The sequence below is a fragment of the Aquamicrobium lusatiense genome, assembly GCF_014201615.1.
GTDB classification, from domain to species: domain Bacteria; phylum Pseudomonadota; class Alphaproteobacteria; order Rhizobiales; family Rhizobiaceae; genus Mesorhizobium; species Mesorhizobium lusatiense.
The window spans coordinates 1938038-1956458 of sequence record NZ_JACHEU010000001.1 but is presented as its reverse complement, the minus strand read 5'-3'; the positions used below and the strand labels follow the sequence as shown (position 1 = coordinate 1956458).

The 18421-nt window shown below is 62.9% G+C and carries 16 protein-coding genes; 7 read left to right on the top strand and 9 right to left on the bottom strand.

Translation table 11 applies throughout. The features are described from left to right. Positions 1-18: 18 nt before the first annotated feature. Positions 19-369 carry a cupin domain-containing protein gene (locus HNR59_RS09315; RefSeq protein WP_183829025.1) on the bottom strand — a complete coding sequence of 117 codons (351 nt, stop codon included), beginning with the start codon at positions 367-369 and terminating at the stop codon, positions 19-21. A 61-nt stretch (positions 370-430) separates the two neighbouring features. Next, positions 431-1714 (bottom strand): O-acetylhomoserine aminocarboxypropyltransferase, encoded by a 1284-nt coding sequence (locus tag HNR59_RS09310; RefSeq protein ID WP_183829022.1) that lies wholly within the window; start codon positions 1712-1714, stop codon positions 431-433. A gap of 267 nt (positions 1715-1981) precedes the next feature. Between HNR59_RS09310 and HNR59_RS09305 the strand changes: the two genes are divergently transcribed. The 4 genes from HNR59_RS09305 to rpsI all read left to right on the top strand — a co-directional run bounded on the left by HNR59_RS09305 (position 1982) and on the right by rpsI (position 4142). Further along, on the top strand, positions 1982-2440 hold the full coding sequence (locus HNR59_RS09305) for a PaaI family thioesterase (RefSeq protein ID WP_183829019.1): 459 nt from the start codon (positions 1982-1984) through the stop codon (positions 2438-2440). A gap of 17 nt (positions 2441-2457) precedes the next feature. Continuing rightward, positions 2458-2979 (top strand): hypothetical protein, encoded by a 522-nt coding sequence (locus tag HNR59_RS09300; protein ID WP_183829016.1) that lies wholly within the window; start codon positions 2458-2460, stop codon positions 2977-2979. Positions 2980-3198: 219 nt separating this feature from the next. After that, complete coding sequence (gene rplM, locus HNR59_RS09295; RefSeq protein ID WP_183829013.1) at positions 3199-3663, top strand: 50S ribosomal protein L13; 465 nt, start codon at positions 3199-3201, stop codon at positions 3661-3663. Continuing rightward, positions 3663-4142 (top strand): 30S ribosomal protein S9, encoded by a 480-nt coding sequence (gene rpsI, locus HNR59_RS09290; protein WP_183829010.1) that lies wholly within the window; start codon positions 3663-3665, stop codon positions 4140-4142. The genes rplM and rpsI overlap by 1 nt, the downstream gene beginning before the upstream one ends. A 105-nt stretch (positions 4143-4247) precedes the next feature. Here rpsI and HNR59_RS09285 read toward each other — a convergent pair whose 3' ends face one another. Together HNR59_RS09285 and HNR59_RS09280 are read right to left on the bottom strand one after the other, a co-directional pair. After that, a complete protein-coding gene (locus HNR59_RS09285) occupies positions 4248-5309 on the bottom strand; it encodes a glycerophosphodiester phosphodiesterase family protein (protein WP_183829007.1) in 1062 nt (353 codons plus the stop codon). A 150-nt stretch (positions 5310-5459) separates the two neighbouring features. Beyond that, a complete protein-coding gene (locus HNR59_RS09280; protein ID WP_183829004.1) occupies positions 5460-6083 on the bottom strand; it encodes an invasion associated locus B family protein in 624 nt (207 codons plus the stop codon). 223 nt (positions 6084-6306) lie between these two features. Between HNR59_RS09280 and HNR59_RS09275 the strand changes: the two genes are divergently transcribed. Together HNR59_RS09275 and HNR59_RS09270 are read left to right on the top strand one after the other, a co-directional pair. Beyond that, on the top strand, positions 6307-8157 hold the full coding sequence (locus HNR59_RS09275) for an extracellular solute-binding protein (RefSeq protein WP_183829001.1): 1851 nt from the start codon (positions 6307-6309) through the stop codon (positions 8155-8157). A gap of 23 nt (positions 8158-8180) precedes the next feature. Continuing rightward, positions 8181-8858: a DsbA family oxidoreductase gene (locus tag HNR59_RS09270; RefSeq protein ID WP_183828998.1), complete on the top strand. Its 678-nt coding sequence runs from the start codon at positions 8181-8183 to the stop codon at positions 8856-8858. Positions 8859-8891: 33 nt separating this feature from the next. On the opposite strand, the gene HNR59_RS09265 is transcribed toward HNR59_RS09270, so the two are convergent. The 3 genes from HNR59_RS09265 to HNR59_RS09255 form a co-directional block, all read right to left on the bottom strand. Further along, on the bottom strand, positions 8892-9650 hold the full coding sequence (locus tag HNR59_RS09265) for a hypothetical protein (RefSeq protein ID WP_183828996.1): 759 nt from the start codon (positions 9648-9650) through the stop codon (positions 8892-8894). Positions 9651-9740: 90 nt separating this feature from the next. Continuing rightward, on the bottom strand, positions 9741-13235 hold the full coding sequence (gene mfd, locus HNR59_RS09260; protein WP_183828994.1) for a transcription-repair coupling factor: 3495 nt from the start codon (positions 13233-13235) through the stop codon (positions 9741-9743). Between the two features lie 52 nt (positions 13236-13287). Further along, the gene (locus HNR59_RS09255; protein ID WP_183828991.1) at positions 13288-13584 is read right to left on the bottom strand and encodes an FAD assembly factor SdhE; all 297 of its coding nucleotides are present in this window, start codon (positions 13582-13584) and stop codon (positions 13288-13290) included. A 91-nt stretch (positions 13585-13675) separates the two neighbouring features. On the opposite strand from HNR59_RS09255, the gene recG reads away from it, so the two are divergent. Further along, complete coding sequence (recG, locus tag HNR59_RS09250; protein WP_183828988.1) at positions 13676-15784, top strand: ATP-dependent DNA helicase RecG; 2109 nt, start codon at positions 13676-13678, stop codon at positions 15782-15784. On the opposite strand, the gene HNR59_RS09245 is transcribed toward recG, so the two are convergent. Further along, positions 15736-16482 carry a DUF502 domain-containing protein gene (locus HNR59_RS09245; protein ID WP_183828985.1) on the bottom strand — a complete coding sequence of 249 codons (747 nt, stop codon included), beginning with the start codon at positions 16480-16482 and terminating at the stop codon, positions 15736-15738. The genes recG and HNR59_RS09245 overlap by 49 nt on opposite strands. An 85-nt stretch (positions 16483-16567) precedes the next feature. Next, a complete protein-coding gene (gene glmS, locus HNR59_RS09240) occupies positions 16568-18394 on the bottom strand; it encodes a glutamine--fructose-6-phosphate transaminase (isomerizing) (protein ID WP_183828982.1) in 1827 nt (608 codons plus the stop codon). Positions 18395-18421 lie beyond the last annotated feature (27 nt).

Below are 18421 nucleotides of genomic sequence, written 5' to 3'. Positions count from 1 at the left end.
TGACGGTCAGCCGATCGCTCAGAGGCGGATCACATATTCCTTGCGAGTCGTTTCAAGGACTTCCCAGCTTCCCCTGAAGCCCGGCCTGAGGATAAAGGAATCGCCGGCCCGTACGGTTCTGGCTTCACCACCCTCCCCGGTGATCACCGAAACGCCGGACAGGATACGGCAATACTCCCATTCGTCATATTCGATGCGCCACTTGCCGGGCGTCGATTCCCAGACACCCGCGTAAAGGCCTCCGTCACGCTCCTCGGCGTTCCAGGTGCGGAACACGGGTGCCCCCGATATGATGCGTTCCGGCGCGGGCGCACCGGCTTCCGGCTCGATGCCGGAAATGTCGAGCGTGAGGAATTTCTGTTCCGACATATCGTATGCAGACCTGAAAAAAGGGCTCCGGTCCGAACCGGAGCCCTTATTGGCGCGAAGATCAGGCCTTGGCCAGAGCCTGTTCCAGATCGGCGATGATGTCCTTCACATCCTCGATGCCGACCGACAGGCGAACCGTATCGGGGCCGGCGCCGGCAAGCGTCTTCTGCTCGTCGGAAAGCTGGCGGTGGGTGGTCGAAGCCGGGTGGATCACAAGAGACTTGGTGTCGCCGACATTGGCGAGGTGCGAGAACATCTCCAGTCCCTCGACGAACTTCACGCCGGCATCGTAGCCGCCCTTCAGGCCGAAGGTGAACACGGCGCCCGCGCCCTGCGGCGAATACTTCTTCTGCAGCGCATTGTTCGGATCGGAGGCGAGGCCCGGATAGGAAACCCACGATACCTTGGGATGCTTCGACAGCCATTCGGCCACCGCCAGCGCATTGTCGCAATGGCGCTGCATGCGCAGCGGCAGGGTTTCAAGGCCGGTGAGGATCATGAAGGCGTTGAAGGGCGAAATGGCCGGGCCGAAGTCGCGCAGGCCAAGCACGCGCGTGGCGATGGCGAAAGCGAAGTTGCCAAACGTCTGGTGCAGCACGATGCCGCCATATTCCGGGCGCGGCTCCGACAGCATCGGATACTTGCCGGACTTCGACCAGTCGAAGGTGCCGCCATCGACAATGATGCCGCCGATGGAATTGCCGTGACCGCCGATGAACTTGGTCAGCGAGTGAACGACGATGTCAGCGCCATGCTCGATCGGGCGCACCAGATAGGGCGAGGCCAGCGTGTTGTCGACCACCAGCGGCAGGCCGTGCCTGTGGGCGATGTCGGCAATGGCCGCGATATCGACGAACTCGCCATTCGGGTTGGCAAGGCTCTCAACGAAAATGAACTTGGTCTTCTCATCGATTTGCGACTCGAAGGTCGACAGATCCTTGGGATCGCCCCAGCGCACTTCCCAGCCGAAATTCTTGAAGGCATGGCCGAACTGGTTGATCGTGCCGCCATAGAGGCGGCGTGCCGCAATGAAGTTTTCGCCAGTCTTCAGCAGCGTATGCGCAACGAGAAGCTGCGCAGCGTGACCGGACGCGACGGCAAGTGCTGCCGTGCCACCCTCAAGTGCCGCCACCCGCTCTTCAAGCGCGCCCTGCGTCGGGTTCATGATGCGGGTGTAGATGTTTCCGAATGCCTGCAAGCCGAACAGCGAGGCCGCATGGTCGGCATCGTTGAAGACGTAGGATGTGGTCTGGTAAATCGGAACCGCGCGGGCTCCTGTGGTCGGATCGGGCTTTGCACCGGCGTGAACGGCGAGCGTGTTGAAGCCGGGGGCATTCTGCGACATTTCATTCCTCCAGAAAGGGAAAACCGGAAACTCAATGCTATCATTGAGACCAACAAGGCAAGTTGCAAAGCGGAAAACTCCATCCATGCAATTTGTTTGGAATGAAAATCCCCATTTTGCCCAGATACGAAGAATTAAATTCCAGCCCCGGTCATTTCACATTCCGCCACCTCTCCCAGCCGCCTGCCTGATGAGGTCTGCATGCTCCTGTTGGAAGTTTCACGGCAAATGTGCTTCTCATAGGCGGCATTCGACCGGAGCCATGCCATGCCAGCACAGACGACGCATAACCCCGGCCTGACAGTCGATCAGGTCAACGAACTGATGGGATCCATCTATCCCCAACTCAACGAAGGCGGACGCGATTATGAAGCCATAGAGGTGTTTTCCGGCGGATGCACGGTGCGCCTTAATGCTGACGAACGCCATCTGCGCCCCGGCGGCACGGTATCCGGCCCCACGCTTTTCACCCTCGCCGATATTGGCGGCTATGTTCTGGTGCTGACCCATGCGGGCGCCGATGCGCTCTCAGTAACGACCAACCTGAACATCAATTTCACGCGCAAGGCCGAGGCAGGCCCCGTCGATGCGCACTGCCGGATTCTGAAGCTTGGCAAGAGCCTCATGGTGTTCGATGCCGACATCGTGGCCGGACCCGACAGGCTGACGGTCGCGCATGCGACGGGCACCTATTCCATTCCCCCTGCCGGGAAGAAATCCGTCTGAGCAGAGGACAGACCCACATGATGCTCGACCTCCTGAACCTGATCGCGACCTCCGTGCTGGCGATTGCCGCCGTCGTCATCGCCCGCAACGCCAATTCGATCTCCCAGAACGCCAACGAGCTCGCCGATCATTCCAATCAGATCTCGAAGCAGGCGATCCGGCTAGAAGCGGACAAGCAGCTCATCGAATGGGGACAGCGCGTGCTCGGCTGCGCTTCATCCCTCGTCGCGCTGCGCACGCTGAAGCAGGGCGAGATCGACAATGAGGACTTCATTCAGAAGCGCCGCGAGCTGAGGGCGACGCTCTATGCGCTCAAGGAAGAAGGCCAGATGTTCTTCCGGGTTTCGGGAAATCTCGACGGAACGGAAACCCCGCCTGCCCTGAAAGCCATCCATGAGCTGACGGAACTCACGCATGGAAAGATTTTCAGGCTGCCAACGCAGGATTACGATGCCGACGGCGTGCGCGAGTTGCGCCGGAAGGTGCGCGCGGTCATCAGCGACATTCAGGGCCGGGTTTCCGATCACTGGGTGAGGTAAAATAATACCTGAAATATAAGATATTGTTTTTACTTTATATTTTTGGAATTCACTCAATTACGCCTGCTTGACGGGGTTGCTGACCTCTCCTATAAGCCCCTTGCTGACAGTGGCCTTGCAGGCTGCTGTTTGCTGTTGGCTGCGCAAGCTTCCAACCCAAGCAACAAGAAACGCCGTGTCGGCCGCAAGGCAGGCAGGGTCTCAAACGGAAACAAAACCATGACAACCTTTTCGCAGAAGCCTGCGGACGTGGTGAAGAAGTGGGTGCTGATCGACGCCGAAGGTCTCGTCGTCGGCCGTCTCGCATCTCTCGTCGCCAACCGTCTGCGCGGCAAGCACAAGCCCACCTTCACCCCCCATGTCGACGACGGTGACAATGTCATCATCATCAACGCCGACAAGGTGGTGCTCACGGGCAAGAAGTACACCGACAAGAAGTACTACTGGCACACCGGCCATCCCGGCGGCATCAAGGAGCGCACCGCGCGCCAGATCATCGAAGGCCGCTTCCCGGAGCGCGTTCTCGAGAAGGCCGTTGAGCGCATGATTCCGCGCGGCCCGCTCGGCCGCCGCCAGATGAAGAACCTGCGCGTCTATGCAGGCACCGATCATCCTCACACCGCCCAGCAGCCCGAAACGCTCGACGTCGGCGCGCTGAACGCCAAGAACAAGAGGGCCTCGTAATGGCTGAGCAGCTTTCCTCGCTCGCAGAACTCGGCTCCGTCGCCCAGGCTTCGCAGCCGGCCGCGCCGGTCCATGTCCAGAAGCTCGACAAGTCGGGCCGCGCCTATGCCACCGGCAAGCGCAAGGACGCCATCGCCCGCGTCTGGGTCAAGCCCGGCTCCGGCAAGATCACCATCAACGGCAAGGAGTACGACAAGTACTTCGCTCGTCCGGTCCTGCAGATGATCCTGAACCAGCCGCTCGTCGCCGCTGGCCGCGTCGACCAGTACGACATCGTCGCCACCGTCGCCGGTGGTGGTCTGTCGGGTCAGGCCGGCGCCGTGCGTCACGGCATTTCCAAGGCTCTCACCTATTACGAGCCGACACTGCGCGGCGTGCTGAAGAAGGGTGGTTTCCTCACCCGCGACAGCCGCGTGGTGGAACGCAAGAAGTACGGCCGCGCCAAGGCTCGCCGCTCCTTCCAGTTCTCGAAGCGCTGATCCGCTTCCGGTTTCAGAGATCGAAAAGGCCGCCTTCGGGCGGCCTTTTTGCTTGCGCCACTCTCAGGCCGGATCCTGTGCTCAGGCCGGATCCTGCGGCGAAACTCAGTTGATCCGCGCCGTGCGCTCGGTTTCCTCCGGGCCGTCGCTTTCGCCATCGTAGGGAATGCGGTAGCCGTTCGCAGCCAGCCATTCGATGGCGAGGCCGGGCTCGTCGGTCTGGATGATGGTGGCGCCGCGCTCGGCCCAGAAGCCCCAGCTTTCCGCCGGCATGCCGGCCAGCGTGGCCAGTTCATCGCCGCGTCCCCCGGACAGGAAACCGCCCGGCTTGTTGACGATGGCATAAGTGTTCGCCCAGATATGCCAGTTGCCGCGAACCGCCGCCGCGCGCATGCGGTTCGAGAACAGGGGACCGCCGGCGGGCGTCAGCATATCCGCGCCATTGCGCCAGTTGATCAGTTCCATCGCATTCGATGACAGGCCTGAATGAACCGTCTCGGCAAAAGCCGGTTCGTGCACGGCATCATCGGCGATGATGGGCATGAAATGCACGTCGCCGCCCAGTTGACGGACCATATCCTGCGCCCCGGCAAGGCGCTGTTCGTTCCACAGGTTTTCCTTGATGACGATCTGGTGCGCCACGCCCAGCCCGCGTGCAACGGCGACCATTTCGGGAAATGCCTGCCTGTCGAGCTTGTTGTCGATATTGACCAGAATGCGTCCCTTTGCGGCCATCAGGAATTCGGCCAGCGTCGGCACATGTTCCGCTGTTGCGGCTCCGGTACCCTCGACCACGAGGCGGCATTGCCGCAACTCCGCCAGCGTGCGCGGGGCGACCTCACCCTTGCAGGTCGTGGTGCGGTCGAGCCAGCTGTCATGCATGACGATGAAAATGCCGTCAGCCGAGCGTCGGACATCGACCTCCACCATTTCGGCGCCATCGGCGATCGACGCGTCCAGCGCTGCCAGGGAGTTTTCCGGGTAAATCGCCTTGGCTGAGCGCAGGCCCCCTGCCCGGTGCGCCACGATCATCACATGATCGCGCCAGAGGTTGGCCAGCTCGAAGCGCTGAAGGATCTGGTCGACCCGGTTTCCGGCCACCGCGCCCGCGTCTGCGAAAAACAGGCAGGTGCAGCCGAGCAGCAGGCTTTTCCAGAACATTCGCATCAGAATCACTCCGCCGAACGTGTAGAGGCCAAACGTGTCGGATGTGATCTATGCGGACGCCATGACGCCCGCGTGAACGAAGCCGGCTTATGGAGATATGAAAAAGGCCCCGACAAGCGGGGCCTTTTGGAATTTCGGGGAGAACCGCGATCAGTTACCGCCGGCCTTCGCCTTTTCCTGCTCTTCCTTGAGCTTCTTGGCGAAGTCCTCGTTGTTCTTGCTCACGAACTCCTGAAGCTTCTTCTGGCGATCTTCCAGATCCGACTGCTGAAGAGCCGGGCCGTCAAAGGCGCCTGTGAAGCCTTCCAGCGAAATCTGGATCGGGTTCGGCTGATTCTGGAAATTGACAGAGGTCAGCTGAATGACCGAGCCCTTCTTGAACGACGCAACGAGCTGATCGGTCATCGGAACCTCGGCCACGCAGCGGTCCGGGAAACAGATCACGTAATCGAGCTTCTGCGCCTTGCCGCCATCGACCTGGAGGGCGATGCCCGGAGGCACGAGACGGCCGCTCGGCACGGTGACCTGGAAGACCTTGCGGTTTACCTTGCCGCGCAGGTCGATCATGCTGACGCCGGTGACGAGCTGTCCATTGCCGGCGGTCACGATGTTCTGCACGTTGCAGATATCGACATCTTCCTGCTTGGAACAGGCCTTGAACCAGCCCTGCGGAATCTGCTGTGCCGAAGCCTGCGGCAACCCGGCTGCGAGGAACCCGGCCACGCCAGCGGCCATGACCGACAGACGGTATGCTTTGGATTTCAGGCTGGACATTAGGTGCGCTTCCTCTCGACTTTGTGCCCGCGGCGCTGGCCCACGCCGCACCGCAACGCTACCTGTTGCGCAAATGCGGCAACAGGATGGCTCGGCCGCGTGTTACACCGCCGGCTTCGCCGAATCCAGCCTGCGCAACGCATTTCTTGACTGTGACCACCGTATTTGCGCATCGCGTGGTAACTTGGCCACCGAATCATCAAGCCTTGCACAGAGACACGTCATGAGCCGCACCGCTTTCTGGCTGACCGCCGCCCTTTCGCTGCTGTCGATAGCGCCGCAGAATGCAGGGGCCCAGCATACAGGGGCAGAGCCGCGCCACGCCATTTCCATGCAGGGCGAGCCGGCCCTGCCCCGCAACTTCACCCATTTCGGCTACGCAAATCCTGATGCGCCGAAAGGTGGCGAGGTTACCTATTGCGTGGTCGGCACTTTCGACAATCTCAATCCGTTCATCCTGAAAAGCCTGCGCACCACGGCGCGCGGCGTCATCGACACGATCTTCGGCAATTTCGTCTTCGAATCGCTGATGCAGCGCAACATGGACGAGGCATTCAGCCTGTACGGCCTGCTGGCCGAAAGCGTGGAGATGGACGAGGACCGCAAATGGATCGAGTTCCACATCAACCCGCAGGCGAAGTGGTCGGACGGAGAACCTGTCACGCCCGAGGACGTGCTGTTCACCTACGACGTGTTCACCGACAAGGGCCGCCCGCCTTATTCCGACCGCATGAAGCGCGTCGAGAAACTGGAGAAGACCGGCGAACGCAGCGTGCGCTTTACCTTCAACGAGCATGCCGACCGCGAATTCCCGCTGATCATCGCCGCCACGCCGATCGTGCCGAAACACTTCTTCGACAAGGAGAGTTTCGATCGCGGCACGCTGAAACCGGTGACCGGCTCCGGGCCCTATATCATCGAGCAGGTGGTGCCGGGCCAGCGCATCGTGTTCCGCCGCAACGAAAATTACTGGGGCCGCGATATTCCGACCAAACGCGGCTTTGACAATTTCGACAAGATCACCATCGAATATTTCCTCAACGCCACGGCCCAGTTCGAAGCCTTCAAGAAGGGTATCTGCACCGCCTATGCCGGGCCGCTCTATACGGGCATGGGGCCGCTGCAGGTCGAGCGCGAGTTCAATTTCGCCGCCGCGAAGGACGGCAGGATTACCGTCGAGGCCTTCAACCTCGGCATTCCTCCGGTCGTGACCGGCTTCCTGTTCAACACGCGGCTCTACAAATTCGCAGACCCGGCCGTGCGGCGCGCGCTCGGCATGCTCTACGATTTCGAGTGGGCCAACAAGAACATGTTCGGAGGCAAGCTTGCCCGCACCACAAGCTACTGGCAGGGCTCGGAGCTTTCCGCGCTCGGCCACCCGGCCAGCGAGAAGGAGAAGGCATTGCTTGCTCCCTTCCCCGGTCGCGTTCCGGCCGATGTCATGGACGGCACATGGCGGCCTCCGGCAAATGACGGATCAGGACAGGACCGCGCGGCCCTCAAGGCTGCTCTCGACCTTCTCAAAAGCGCCGGCTTCAGGATCGAGAATGGCGTCATGCTCGATCCGGACAGCCAGCCCTTCGGCTTCGAAATCCTCACCGCCTCGCAGGATGAGGAGCGGCTGGCGGCCCTTTACCAGCGCACGCTGGGCAAGCTCGGCATTGCCGTGACCATCCGCGCGCTCGACGGCGACCAGATCCAGTCGCGCAAGCAGCGTTTCGATTTCGAGGTGCTGATCGGTTCCAGCGGTTTCAACAATTCGCTGTCGCCCGGCATCGAGCAGATCGGGCGCTGGGGCTCGGAGGCAGCCGATATCGAGGGTTCGTTCAATCTGGCCGGCGTGTCCGATCCGGCTGTCGATGCCGCCATCACCGCGATGCTGAATGCGCGCGAGAAGGACGACTTCGTCGCCGCCGTCCGTGTGCTCGACCGGCTGCTGATCTCCGGCAACTACATGGTGCCGATGCAGCACAATCCGCAGCAATGGATCGCCTACTGGAATAAGCTCGCTCATCCCGGCAAGGAACCGCTGTTTGGTTTCCAGCTGCCGACATGGTGGGTTAAACCGAACTGACAGCCCGCGAAAAGGAGCAGGCCATGACCTCCACCGCCCCCCTGACCATCGATGTCGTTTCGGACGTCGTATGTCCATGGTGTTTCATCGGCATGAAGCGACTGCAGAAGGCCGTCGCGGCGGCAGGCGTCGAGGTGCAGGTCAACTGGCGGCCTTACCAGCTTGATCCCACGGTTCCGGCCGAAGGTCTTGATCGCAAGGCCTACATGCTGGGCAAATTCGGCAGCGAGGATAAAATCCGCGAGATCCACGGCCGTATCGAGCCGCTTGGCCGGGCCGAAGGCATCGCCTTCGATTTCGACGCCATCACCGTCGCGCCCAACACGCTGGATGCGCATCGCCTGATCCGCTGGGCCGGAGCCAGCGGGACCGCCGTCCAGGGCAGGCTGGTCGCGCTACTGTTCAGCCTCTATTTCGAGAAGGGTGCGAATATAGGCGACCGCGCTGTTCTGGTCGAAGCGTCGCGCGAAGCCGGCATGGATGCGTCCGTGGTCGAAGCCCTGTTGCCGACGGATACCGGACTGGAAGAAGTTCGCAAGGAGATCGCCACCGCGGCGCAGATGGGCGTTACCGGCGTGCCGTGCTTCCTGCTGGAGAGGCGCTATGCGATCGTGGGCGCTCAGGAAGCAGACACGCTCGCCGACGCCATCCGGCAGGTCTCTGCCGCAAAAGCGCGCGGGGAACTGAACGACGCGGGCTGATCGCGGGAGCTATCGGTTGGCAGCGGCAGACTTTCAGGAGCGGTGACCGGAGCCGGGCGTGTCATCGAGGCTGCCCATGCCACCGCCCATTCCCATCCCGCCGCCGCCCATTCCGCCACCCCCCATTCCGCCACCCATGCCGCCACCTCCACCACCACCGGAACGCTGGCCTTGTCCACCTTCGCCCTTGCCGCGCCCGCCAGCGCCCGAGGGGCGGGTCGGGCCCTGCATGGGAAGGGAAAGGTCGGCGGGTATAGGTCCGATATCGAGGGCTTCGCGGATGAAATCGCGCAGCGAGACGACAAGCTCGTGCGTATGCACGGGATGGCCGGCGACCAGTTCGCGGGCTGCCCTCTCGGCCAGCCGCACCTGCTCTTCGGTGCCCAGCAGAATGATGTCGGAGAGGGCCGCTTCCACCGCATCGCGAATGCGCCGGCTGCGGTCCGAACCCTGCTCCGCTCCCGGAACAACGACGCTGACGGTCCGGACCTCTTCCGGGTCCTCATCGTCGACATCCGGCGGATCGATGGCAAGCGGCTCCTGCCGGCGCAGGTCCCGCATATGGCGCGGATCGACCGTCAGGTCGCCCGTAAAGGATCCGCCCAACACCTTGTAGGCAGCGATCAGCGTGCGCAGCCGCTCGTTGATCTGGCGGTTCATGCGTTCACGCCGCTGCTGGATGGTGAACATCATGATGAGCCTGATGCCCATGCTGATGAGCGTGAACAGCGCCAGGCCGACCACGGTGAACAGAACGCTCTGCCAGGAACTGAAATCGAGATTTCGGAACAATCAGGCCTCCGCCCGCAACCGGCCGGCACTGTTGCCTCCGGTATCAGCTTGCAGAGTTAGGGCAATTTTTCCGCCCGATCCAGAGCAACCTCAGGCAGCGGCCAGTTTTGCAAGCTGGGTCATCAGCACCGCCGAACCCGCCAGACGCTTGTCGGCGTTCGGCCAGTCACGGATGAAGACCACACTCTGATCGGGCCTGATCTTCGCCAGAATGCCCTGTTCGCCGATGAACTGCACCAGTCCGGCCGGATTGGAGAACTGCTTGTTGCGAAACTGGATGACCACGCCCTTCGGTCCCGCATCGAGTTTTTCGACATTGGCCTTGCGGCAGAGCGCCTTGATAAAGACGATCTTCAGGAGGTGCTTCACCTCGTCGGGCAGAGCGCCGAAACGGTCGATGAGTTCGGCCCCGAAGGCGTCGATTTCTTCCGGCGTCTCCAGATCGCCAAGGCGGCGATAAAGCGCCAGACGCAATTGCAGGTCGGGTACATAGCTTTCGGGGATCATCACAGCCGTGCCGACTGCAATCTGCGGCGACCAGCCGGTGTCTGCCGCGACGCTGCCCGAATCCTTCACCTCGGCCACGGCCTCCTCCAGCATCTGCTGGTAAAGCTCGAAGCCGACCTCCTTGATGTGGCCCGACTGCTCCTCGCCCAGAAGGTTTCCGGCACCGCGAATATCGAGGTCGTGACTGGCCAGCTGGAAGCCTGCGCCCAGCGAATCCAGCGATTGCAGCACCTTCAGGCGACGGTCCGCCGTATCGGTCAGCTTGCGCTTGGCCGGCAGCGTGAACAGCGCATAGGCGCGTACCTTGGAGCGGCCGACCCGGCCGCGAAGCTGATAGAGCTGAGCGAGGCCGAACATGTCGGCGCGGTGGACGACCATGGTGTTGGCGGTCGGAATATCGAGACCGGATTCCACGATGGTGGTGGACAACAGCACATCATACTGGCCCTCGTAGAAGGCGTTCATGATGTCGTCGAGCCGGCCGGGCGGCATCTGGCCGTGGGCCACCGCCACCTTCAGTTCCGGCACTTCCGCCTTCAGGAATTCCTCGATCTCGGAAAGATCGCTGATGCGCGGCACGACGTAAAAACTCTGGCCGCCGCGATAGCGCTCGCGCAGCAGGGTTTCGCGGATGACCAGCGGATCGAAGGGCGAGATGAAGGTGCGCACCGCCATGCGGTCGACAGGCGGCGTGGCGATCAGCGACAGTTCGCGCACGCCCGTCAACGCCAGTTGCAGGGTGCGCGGGATCGGGGTGGCCGAGAGCGTCAGCACATGCACGTCGCTCTTCAGCTCTTTCAGCCGCTCCTTGTGCTTGACGCCGAAATGCTGCTCCTCGTCGACGATCAGCAGGCCGAGATTGCGGAACTTTATCGAAGAACCCAGCAGCGCATGGGTGCCGACGACGATATCGACGGTGCCGTCTTCCAGCCCCTTCTTCGTTTCCGCCAGTTCCTTCGTGCCGACCAGCCGCGAGGCCTGCCGCACCCTCACCGGAAGGCCGGCGAAGCGCTGCGAGAAGGTCTTGTAATGCTGGCGCGACAGGAGCGTTGTCGGCACCACGACCGCGACCTGAAAGCCTTCCATGGCAGCGATGAAAGCGGCCCGCAACGCCACCTCGGTCTTGCCGAAGCCGACGTCGCCGCAGATCAGACGGTCCATGGGCCGCCCTGCCGACAGGTCTTCCGTCACCGCATCGATGGCGCTTTGCTGGTCGTCGGTTTCCTCATAAGGGAAGCGCGCGGCAAACTCGCCATAGATGCCCTCGGCCGGGATCATGGTGGGCGCTGCGCGCATCTGACGCTCGGCCGCGATGCGAATGAGGTCGCCGGCCATGTCGAGCAGGCGCTTTTTCAGCCGGGCCTTGCGGGCCTGCCAGGCGCCGCCGCCGAGCTTGTCCAGTGGCGCCTCGGCCGAATCCGAGCCATAGCGCGACAGAAGCTCGATGTTCTCCACCGGCAGGAACAGGCGGTCATCGCCGGCATAGTGGATTTCAAGGCAGTCATGCGGCGCGCCGACCGCCTGAATGGTCTTCAGGCCGATGAAACGGCCAATGCCGTGATCGGCATGAACGACGATGTCGCCGGCCGACAGAGAAGCGGCTTCGGAAATGAAATCGGCGGCGCGCTTGCGCTTCTTGGAGCGGCGCACCAGCCGGTCGCCGAGAATGTCCTGCTCGGCCACGACGACCATGCCGTCGGTCTCGAAGCCGGTTTCAAGTTGCAGCACGGCCAGCGCCGCCTGCCCTTTTTCGAGCTTTTCAGTTTCGGCCAGCGTGGCGACGCGCTTGAGATTGCCGAGGTGATGCTCGGCCAGAATCTGCCCCAGCCGGTCGAGCGACCCTTCCGTCCAGCCTGCGATGACGACACGGCGACCGGCGGCGCGCTCGTCGGCAACATGCTTCACCGCCTCGGTGAAAACATTGGCGTTTGGGTCGGCGCGTTCCTCGGCAAAGCTGCGGCCGGCCCTCGCGCCCGCATGGAACACCTTTCTGTCGCCCGCCTCGGGTGCGGTGAAAGGCGTGAACTCGATTGCCGTACGCGCGCCGGTCGCCGCCTTCACCTCGTCCGGCGACAGGTAAAGCAGCTGCGGCGCCACCGGCTTGTAGGGCACCGCATCCTTCAGCGCGCCTTCGGATTGCTGTTTTCGCGATTCGTAATGATCGAGGATCAGCACGTGGCGCTCCGACAGCGCTTCATGAGCCAGATGATCGAAGACGACCGGCGCATCCGGCAGATAGTCGAACACGGTATCGAGCTGCTCATAGAAAAAGGGCAGCCAGTGCTCCATGCCGGCGAAACGGCGGCCTTCGCTCACCGCCGCATACAGCGCATCGTCGCGCGAGGGCGCGCCGAAGGCTTCGATATAGGCGCGGCGGAAGCGGCTGATCGTCTCCGGTGTAAGGGCAACCTCGCTCATCGCCTGCAGGGTCAGCGCGTTGCGCTGGCCGGTGGTGCGCTGGCTGGCCACATCGAAGGCACGGATCGATTCCAGCGTGTCGCCGAAGAAATCAAGACGCAGCGCCTCTTCCGCACCCGGCGCGAACAGGTCGAGGATGCCGCCGCGCACGGCGAACTCTCCCACCTCCCGCACGGTCGCGACACGCTCGAAGCCGGACATTTCCAGCCGTCTGGCCAGCTTGTCCATATCGACCTGATTGCCCGGCTTCGCACTGAAGGTCTGCGCTTCGATCAATTCGGCCGGGGGCACGCGCTGCAACAGGGCGTTGGCGGTGGTGAGAATGACGGCCCGGTGCGGATTCTTGCCGAGCGCGGCCATGGCGGAAAGCGCATCCAGCCGTCGTGCAGCGGCATCCGAACCCGGTGATACGCGGTCATACGGCAGGCAATCCCATGCCGGCAGCTCCAGAACCGGCAGGCCGGGATCGGCAAAAGCCAGCGCCTCGACGATGGCCGGCAGGCGCTGGCCGTCGCGGGCAACGAAGACCAGTGGACGGTCCGGCGCGATTTCACGGGCGACCTGCGCCAGCGCGAACGCCTCATAGCCATCGGCCACGCCATCGATGACGAAGGAACCGATGCTGCCTTTTGGCAGGCCGATTTTCGGGATGAGGCTCATGGCTTGCGACTTTGTCCGGGGGAATGGTTGCGGCGTGCGAAACTCAGATAGTTCAGACGGTCAGGGACGCAACCCTGCCGCGCCATTCCAGAACACGCTCCAGCAGGGGCAGATCGATACCGGTCGGGATCTGCGTCTGGCCGGTGATCCATGGCAGCAGCTCGGTATCGTTGATTTCCAGCAGCCGCTCGAACTGGTCAAGTTCGTCTTCGCTCATTCGTTCGATTTCCGCATCGGCGAAGCTGCCGAGGATCAGATCCATCTCGCGCATGCCGCGATGCCAGGAGCGAAACAGCAGCTTGCGACGGCGGGTATCCAGCCCTTCGCTTGTTCTCGTCGTTCCGGTCATGGCAGCTCCTTTTTCAGGTTGTGGCGCATATAGCGTGGATAGAAGGCGGTGTCAGCCTTGCAACGCGGAGCGGAGTTTCTAATCTGCGCGCATGCGCCCTTCCCTGCTCGATCCGCTGTTTGCGCCCATCACGTCGCTGGCCGGCGTCGGCCCCAAGGTGGCGGCGCTGATCGAACGCGTGCTGCCGGTCGATCCCGGCGACCGTGAAGCGCGGGCGGCCGATCTGCTGTTCGTGCTGCCGAACTCGGTGATCGACCGGCGCAGCCGGCCGGGCATCGCCAATGCGGCTCCCGGCGCCATCGTTACGCTTGATCTCACCGTCGACGGACACCAGCCGCCGCCGCGCGGCAACCGTTCGGTGCCCTACCGGGTCTATGCCCATGACGACACCAGCGACATCACCCTGACCTTCTTTCACGCCCATGCCGCTTATCTGGAAAAGCAGCTGCCGGAAGGCGCGCAGGTGATCGTTTCCGGGCGCATGGAGTGGTTCAACGGCCGCCCCTCCATGGTGCATCCCGATCACATCGCGCTTGCGGAGGATGCCGCCGGCCTGCCGCTGGTCGAGCCGGTCTATCCGCTCACCGCCGGTCTGTCGGGCAAGGTGCTGCGCCGTGCCATCGGGCAGGCGCTGGAGCGCGTGCCGGCAATGCCGGAATGGCAGGACGCCCCCTTCCTGCGCCGCCAGTCCTTCCCCGGCTTCCACGCAGCGCTGGAGCGCATCCACAACCCGGACTCGCCGATAGACGCCGCGCCTGACAGCTCCGCCTGGCGCAGGCTTGCCTATGACGAGTTTCTGGCCGGGCAGGTTTCTCTCGCACTTGTGCGGGCGCGCGTCCGCAAGCTCTCGGGCCGTCCGCTCACCGGCGACGGGCGGCTGGTGCAGGCATTGCGGGCCGCCCTGCCCTATGCGCTGACCGGCGCGCAGGAAGCCGCACTTGCCGAAATCCATGCCGATCTGGCCGAGCCCGAGCGCATGCTGCGCCTGCTTCAGGGCGACGTGGGCTCCGGCAAGACTGTCGTCGCGCTGCTGGCCATGGCGCGCGCTGTAGAGGCCGGCGGACAGGCGGCGCTGATGGCGCCGACGGAAATCCTCGCGCGCCAGCATTTCGCCACCATCGCGCCGCTGGCAGAACGCGTCGGGCTGCAGGTCGCCGTGCTGACCGGCCGCGAAAAGGGCCGTGAGCGCAGGGAGGTGCTTGAAGGACTGGCCGATGGCGGCATCAACATGGTCATCGGCACTCATGCGCTGTTTCAGGAGAGCGTGAGCTTCAACAACCTCGTGCTGGCCGTGGTCGATGAGCAGCACCGTTTCGGCGTGCATCAGCGGCTGGCGATGACGGCCAAGGGCGATGCGCCCGACATGCTGGTGATGACGGCGACGCCCATTCCGCGCACGCTGGTGCTGACCGCCTTCGGCGACATGGACGTCTCGCGTCTCACCGAGAAACCGGCAGGCCGCCAGCCGATCCGCACCGTGACCCTCCCGCTGGAGCGGCTTTCGGAGCTGGTCGGGCGCATCCGCGATGCGGTCGCGGAGGGCCAGAAAGTCTACTGGATCTGCCCGTTGGTCGAGGAATCGGAAGAGGTGAAGCTGATGTCGGCGGAAGACCGCTTCGCTTCCCTTCAGCCTGTTTTCGGCGACCGTGTCGGCCTTGTCCACGGCCGCATGAAGGGTGCGGAAAAGGACGAGGCGATGCGCGCCTTCAAGGATGGCGAGACGCGGGTTCTGATCGCCACCACGGTGATCGAGGTGGGCGTCGACGTGCCCGACGCCACCATCATCGTCATCGAGCACGCCGAGCGCTTCGGCCTTGCCCAGCTTCACCAGCTACGCGGGCGCGTGGGGCGCGGATCGAAGCCTTCTTCCTGCGTGCTTCTCTACAAGGACCCGCTGGGGGAAACGGCCAAACGCCGGCTTTCGGTGATGCGCGAGACGGAAGACGGCTTCCTCATTGCCGAGGAAGACCTGAAATTGCGCGGCGAAGGGGAATTGCTCGGCACCCGCCAGTCGGGCACGCCGGGGTTCCGGATCGCGCGGATCGACACCCATGCCGACCTGCTCGAAGCCGCGCGCGACGATGCCCGGCTGATCCTCGCCACAGATCCCGAACTGCAGACCCCGCGCGGCGAAGCTCTCAGGCTTCTGCTTTATGTGTTCGGCAAGGACGAGGCGGTGCGCTTGCTGCGCGCCGGCTGAACCTCTTCCAGCTTCGGATTGGCGATGCTGACCGCTTCCGCCTCGGGGCCGCGCTTGCGCTTCACCTTTGGCGCGACGAGACCGGCCGAAACGATCAGGCGCGCGCCTTCCTCGATCGTCATGTCCAGCATGACGATCTCGGACTTGCGCACATACATCAGGAAGCCGGTGGTCGGGTTGGGTGTGCAAGGCATGAACACGCCGATCAGCGGATCGCCCTCGACATCAAGCTTCTCGTTGATCTCTGTTTCCTTCTCACCGGACAGGAACACCAGCGACCACACGTCCTTGCGCGGATATTCGACCATGCCGACATGCTTGAACATGTCGCCGTGGTTGGATAGCACCGTTTCGAAAATCTGCTTCAGCGAGCGATAGATGCCGCGCACCAGAGGCATGCGGCCAAGCAGCCGCTCGCCGAAATTGACGATGGCGCGGCCGACGATGTTGGCGGCAAGAAAGCCGATCAGCGTGATGAGCACCAGCGCCACGATGAGCCCGAAGCCGGGCACCGCGAAGGGCAGATAGGTGTCGGGACTGTAGCGGGTCGGAATATAGGGCTTCACCCATGAATCGACCCAGCCCACGAACGACCATGTCAGATAGGCGGTGATCGCCAGCGGGGCGCAGACGATAAATCCGGTCAGGAAATAGTTCCTGAGCCGTGTCATTGCCGATGTTCTGATAATGTCCGACATGCTCACCCGCTTCGTTGCGCCGCAACATTAAGCGAGTGAAAGCTGCTTTGGAACACCGAACTTGCCGGCCAGCCGATGCAGAATCCTATTCCACCGTAACCGACTTGGCGAGGTTGCGCGGCTGGTCGACGTCGGTCCCCATGAACACGGCCGTGTAATAGGCCAGCAACTGGATCGGCACCGCATAGACGATCGGCGAGATGATCTCCGGCACATCCGGCAGCACGATGGTCTCCATCGTTTCCACCGTGGCGTTGGCCGCGCCTTTTGCGTCGGTAATGAGGATGATCCTGCCGCCCCGCGCGGCGACCTCCTGCATGTTGGAGACCGTCTTTTCGAAGATGCGGTCATGCGGCGCGATCACCACCACCGGCATCTTTTCGTCGATGAGGGCGATGGGGCCGTGCTTCAGCTCGCCGGCCGCGTAGCCCTCGGCATGGATGTAGGAGATTTCCTTGAGCTTCAGCGCTCCTTCCATGGCCAGCGGGAAATTGGTGTCGCGGCCGAGATAGAGCACATGCTTGTAGTGAGACAGTTCGCGCGCCAGTTTCTCGATCTGGTGCTCGACCTTCTGGAGAACCTGATTGGTGTAGCGCGGCGTTTCAGAAAGCGCGCGCACCAGCGCCTTTTCCTCCTCGGCCGAGACCTTGCCGCGATCGGCAGCGGCGCGGACGGCCAGTGAGGCCAGCACCGAAAGCTGGCAGGTGAAGGCCTTGGTGGAGGCGACGCCGATCTCGGGGCCGGCCAGCGTCGGCAGCACCACGTCCGATTCGCGCGCGATGGTTGATTCCCGCACATTGACGACGGCGCCGATGCTCATGCCGGCCTTGCGGCAATAACGCAGCGAGGCCAGCGTATCGGCGGTTTCGCCCGACTGGGAAATGAAGAGCGCCGCATCGCGCGCCGACAGCGGCATTTCTCGGTAGCGAAACTCCGAGGCGATATCGATATCCACCGGCAGCCGCGCATAGCGCTCGAACCAGTATTTGCCGACGAGACCGGCAAGATAGGCCGTGCCGCAGGCCGAGATGGCAAGCCGGTCGATGGCGTTGAAGTCGAACGGCAGGTCGAGATCCCTGGCGGTGCCGTTGGCGAAGTCGAGATAATGCGCCAGCGTGTGCGAGATCACTTCCGGCTGCTCATGGATTTCCTTTTCCATGAAATGGCGGTGATTGCCCTTGTCCACCAGATAGGCAGCGCCCATCGACTGCTGTCGGCGGCGCTCAACCGGCTGGCCGTCGATGTCGAAGATGGACACGCCGCCATGACGCACGACCGCCCAGTCGCCATCCTCCAGATAGGTGATGGAATTGGTGAACGGGGCCAGCGCGATGGCGTCGGACCCAAGGAACATCTCGCCATCGCCATGACCGACGGCCAGCGGCGGGCCGTTGCGGGCGCCGACCACCAGATCCTCATCATTCCTGAACATGATGGCCAGTGCAAAAGCACCCTGCAGCCGCTTGACGGCAGCATGGGCAGCATCGACGGGCGCGGCACCGCGCTTCAGCTCACGCGCGACCAGATGCGCCACCACTTCCGTGTCGGTCTGCGAGGTGAATTTGTAGCCATCTGCGGCAAGTTCGTCGCGCAGTTCAGCGAAATTCTCGATGATGCCGTTGTGGACCACCGCGACGTCGCCGGAAAAGTGCGGATGGGCATTGGTCTCGTTGGGAACGCCATGCGTTGCCCAGCGGGTGTGTCCGATGCCGATGGTTCCGTCCAGGGGCTCATTCTTCAGGCGGTTTTCCAGATTGACGAGCTTGCCCTCGGCCCTGCGGCGCGCCAACGCACCATGCTCGATCGTTGCAACACCCGCCGAATCATAGCCGCGATATTCGAGACGCTTCAGCGCATCCACGATCAGCGGAGCCACCGGCGTTTTACCCACTATTGCAACTATGCCGCACATATATGCCCTGTCCCTGATCCTGATGGC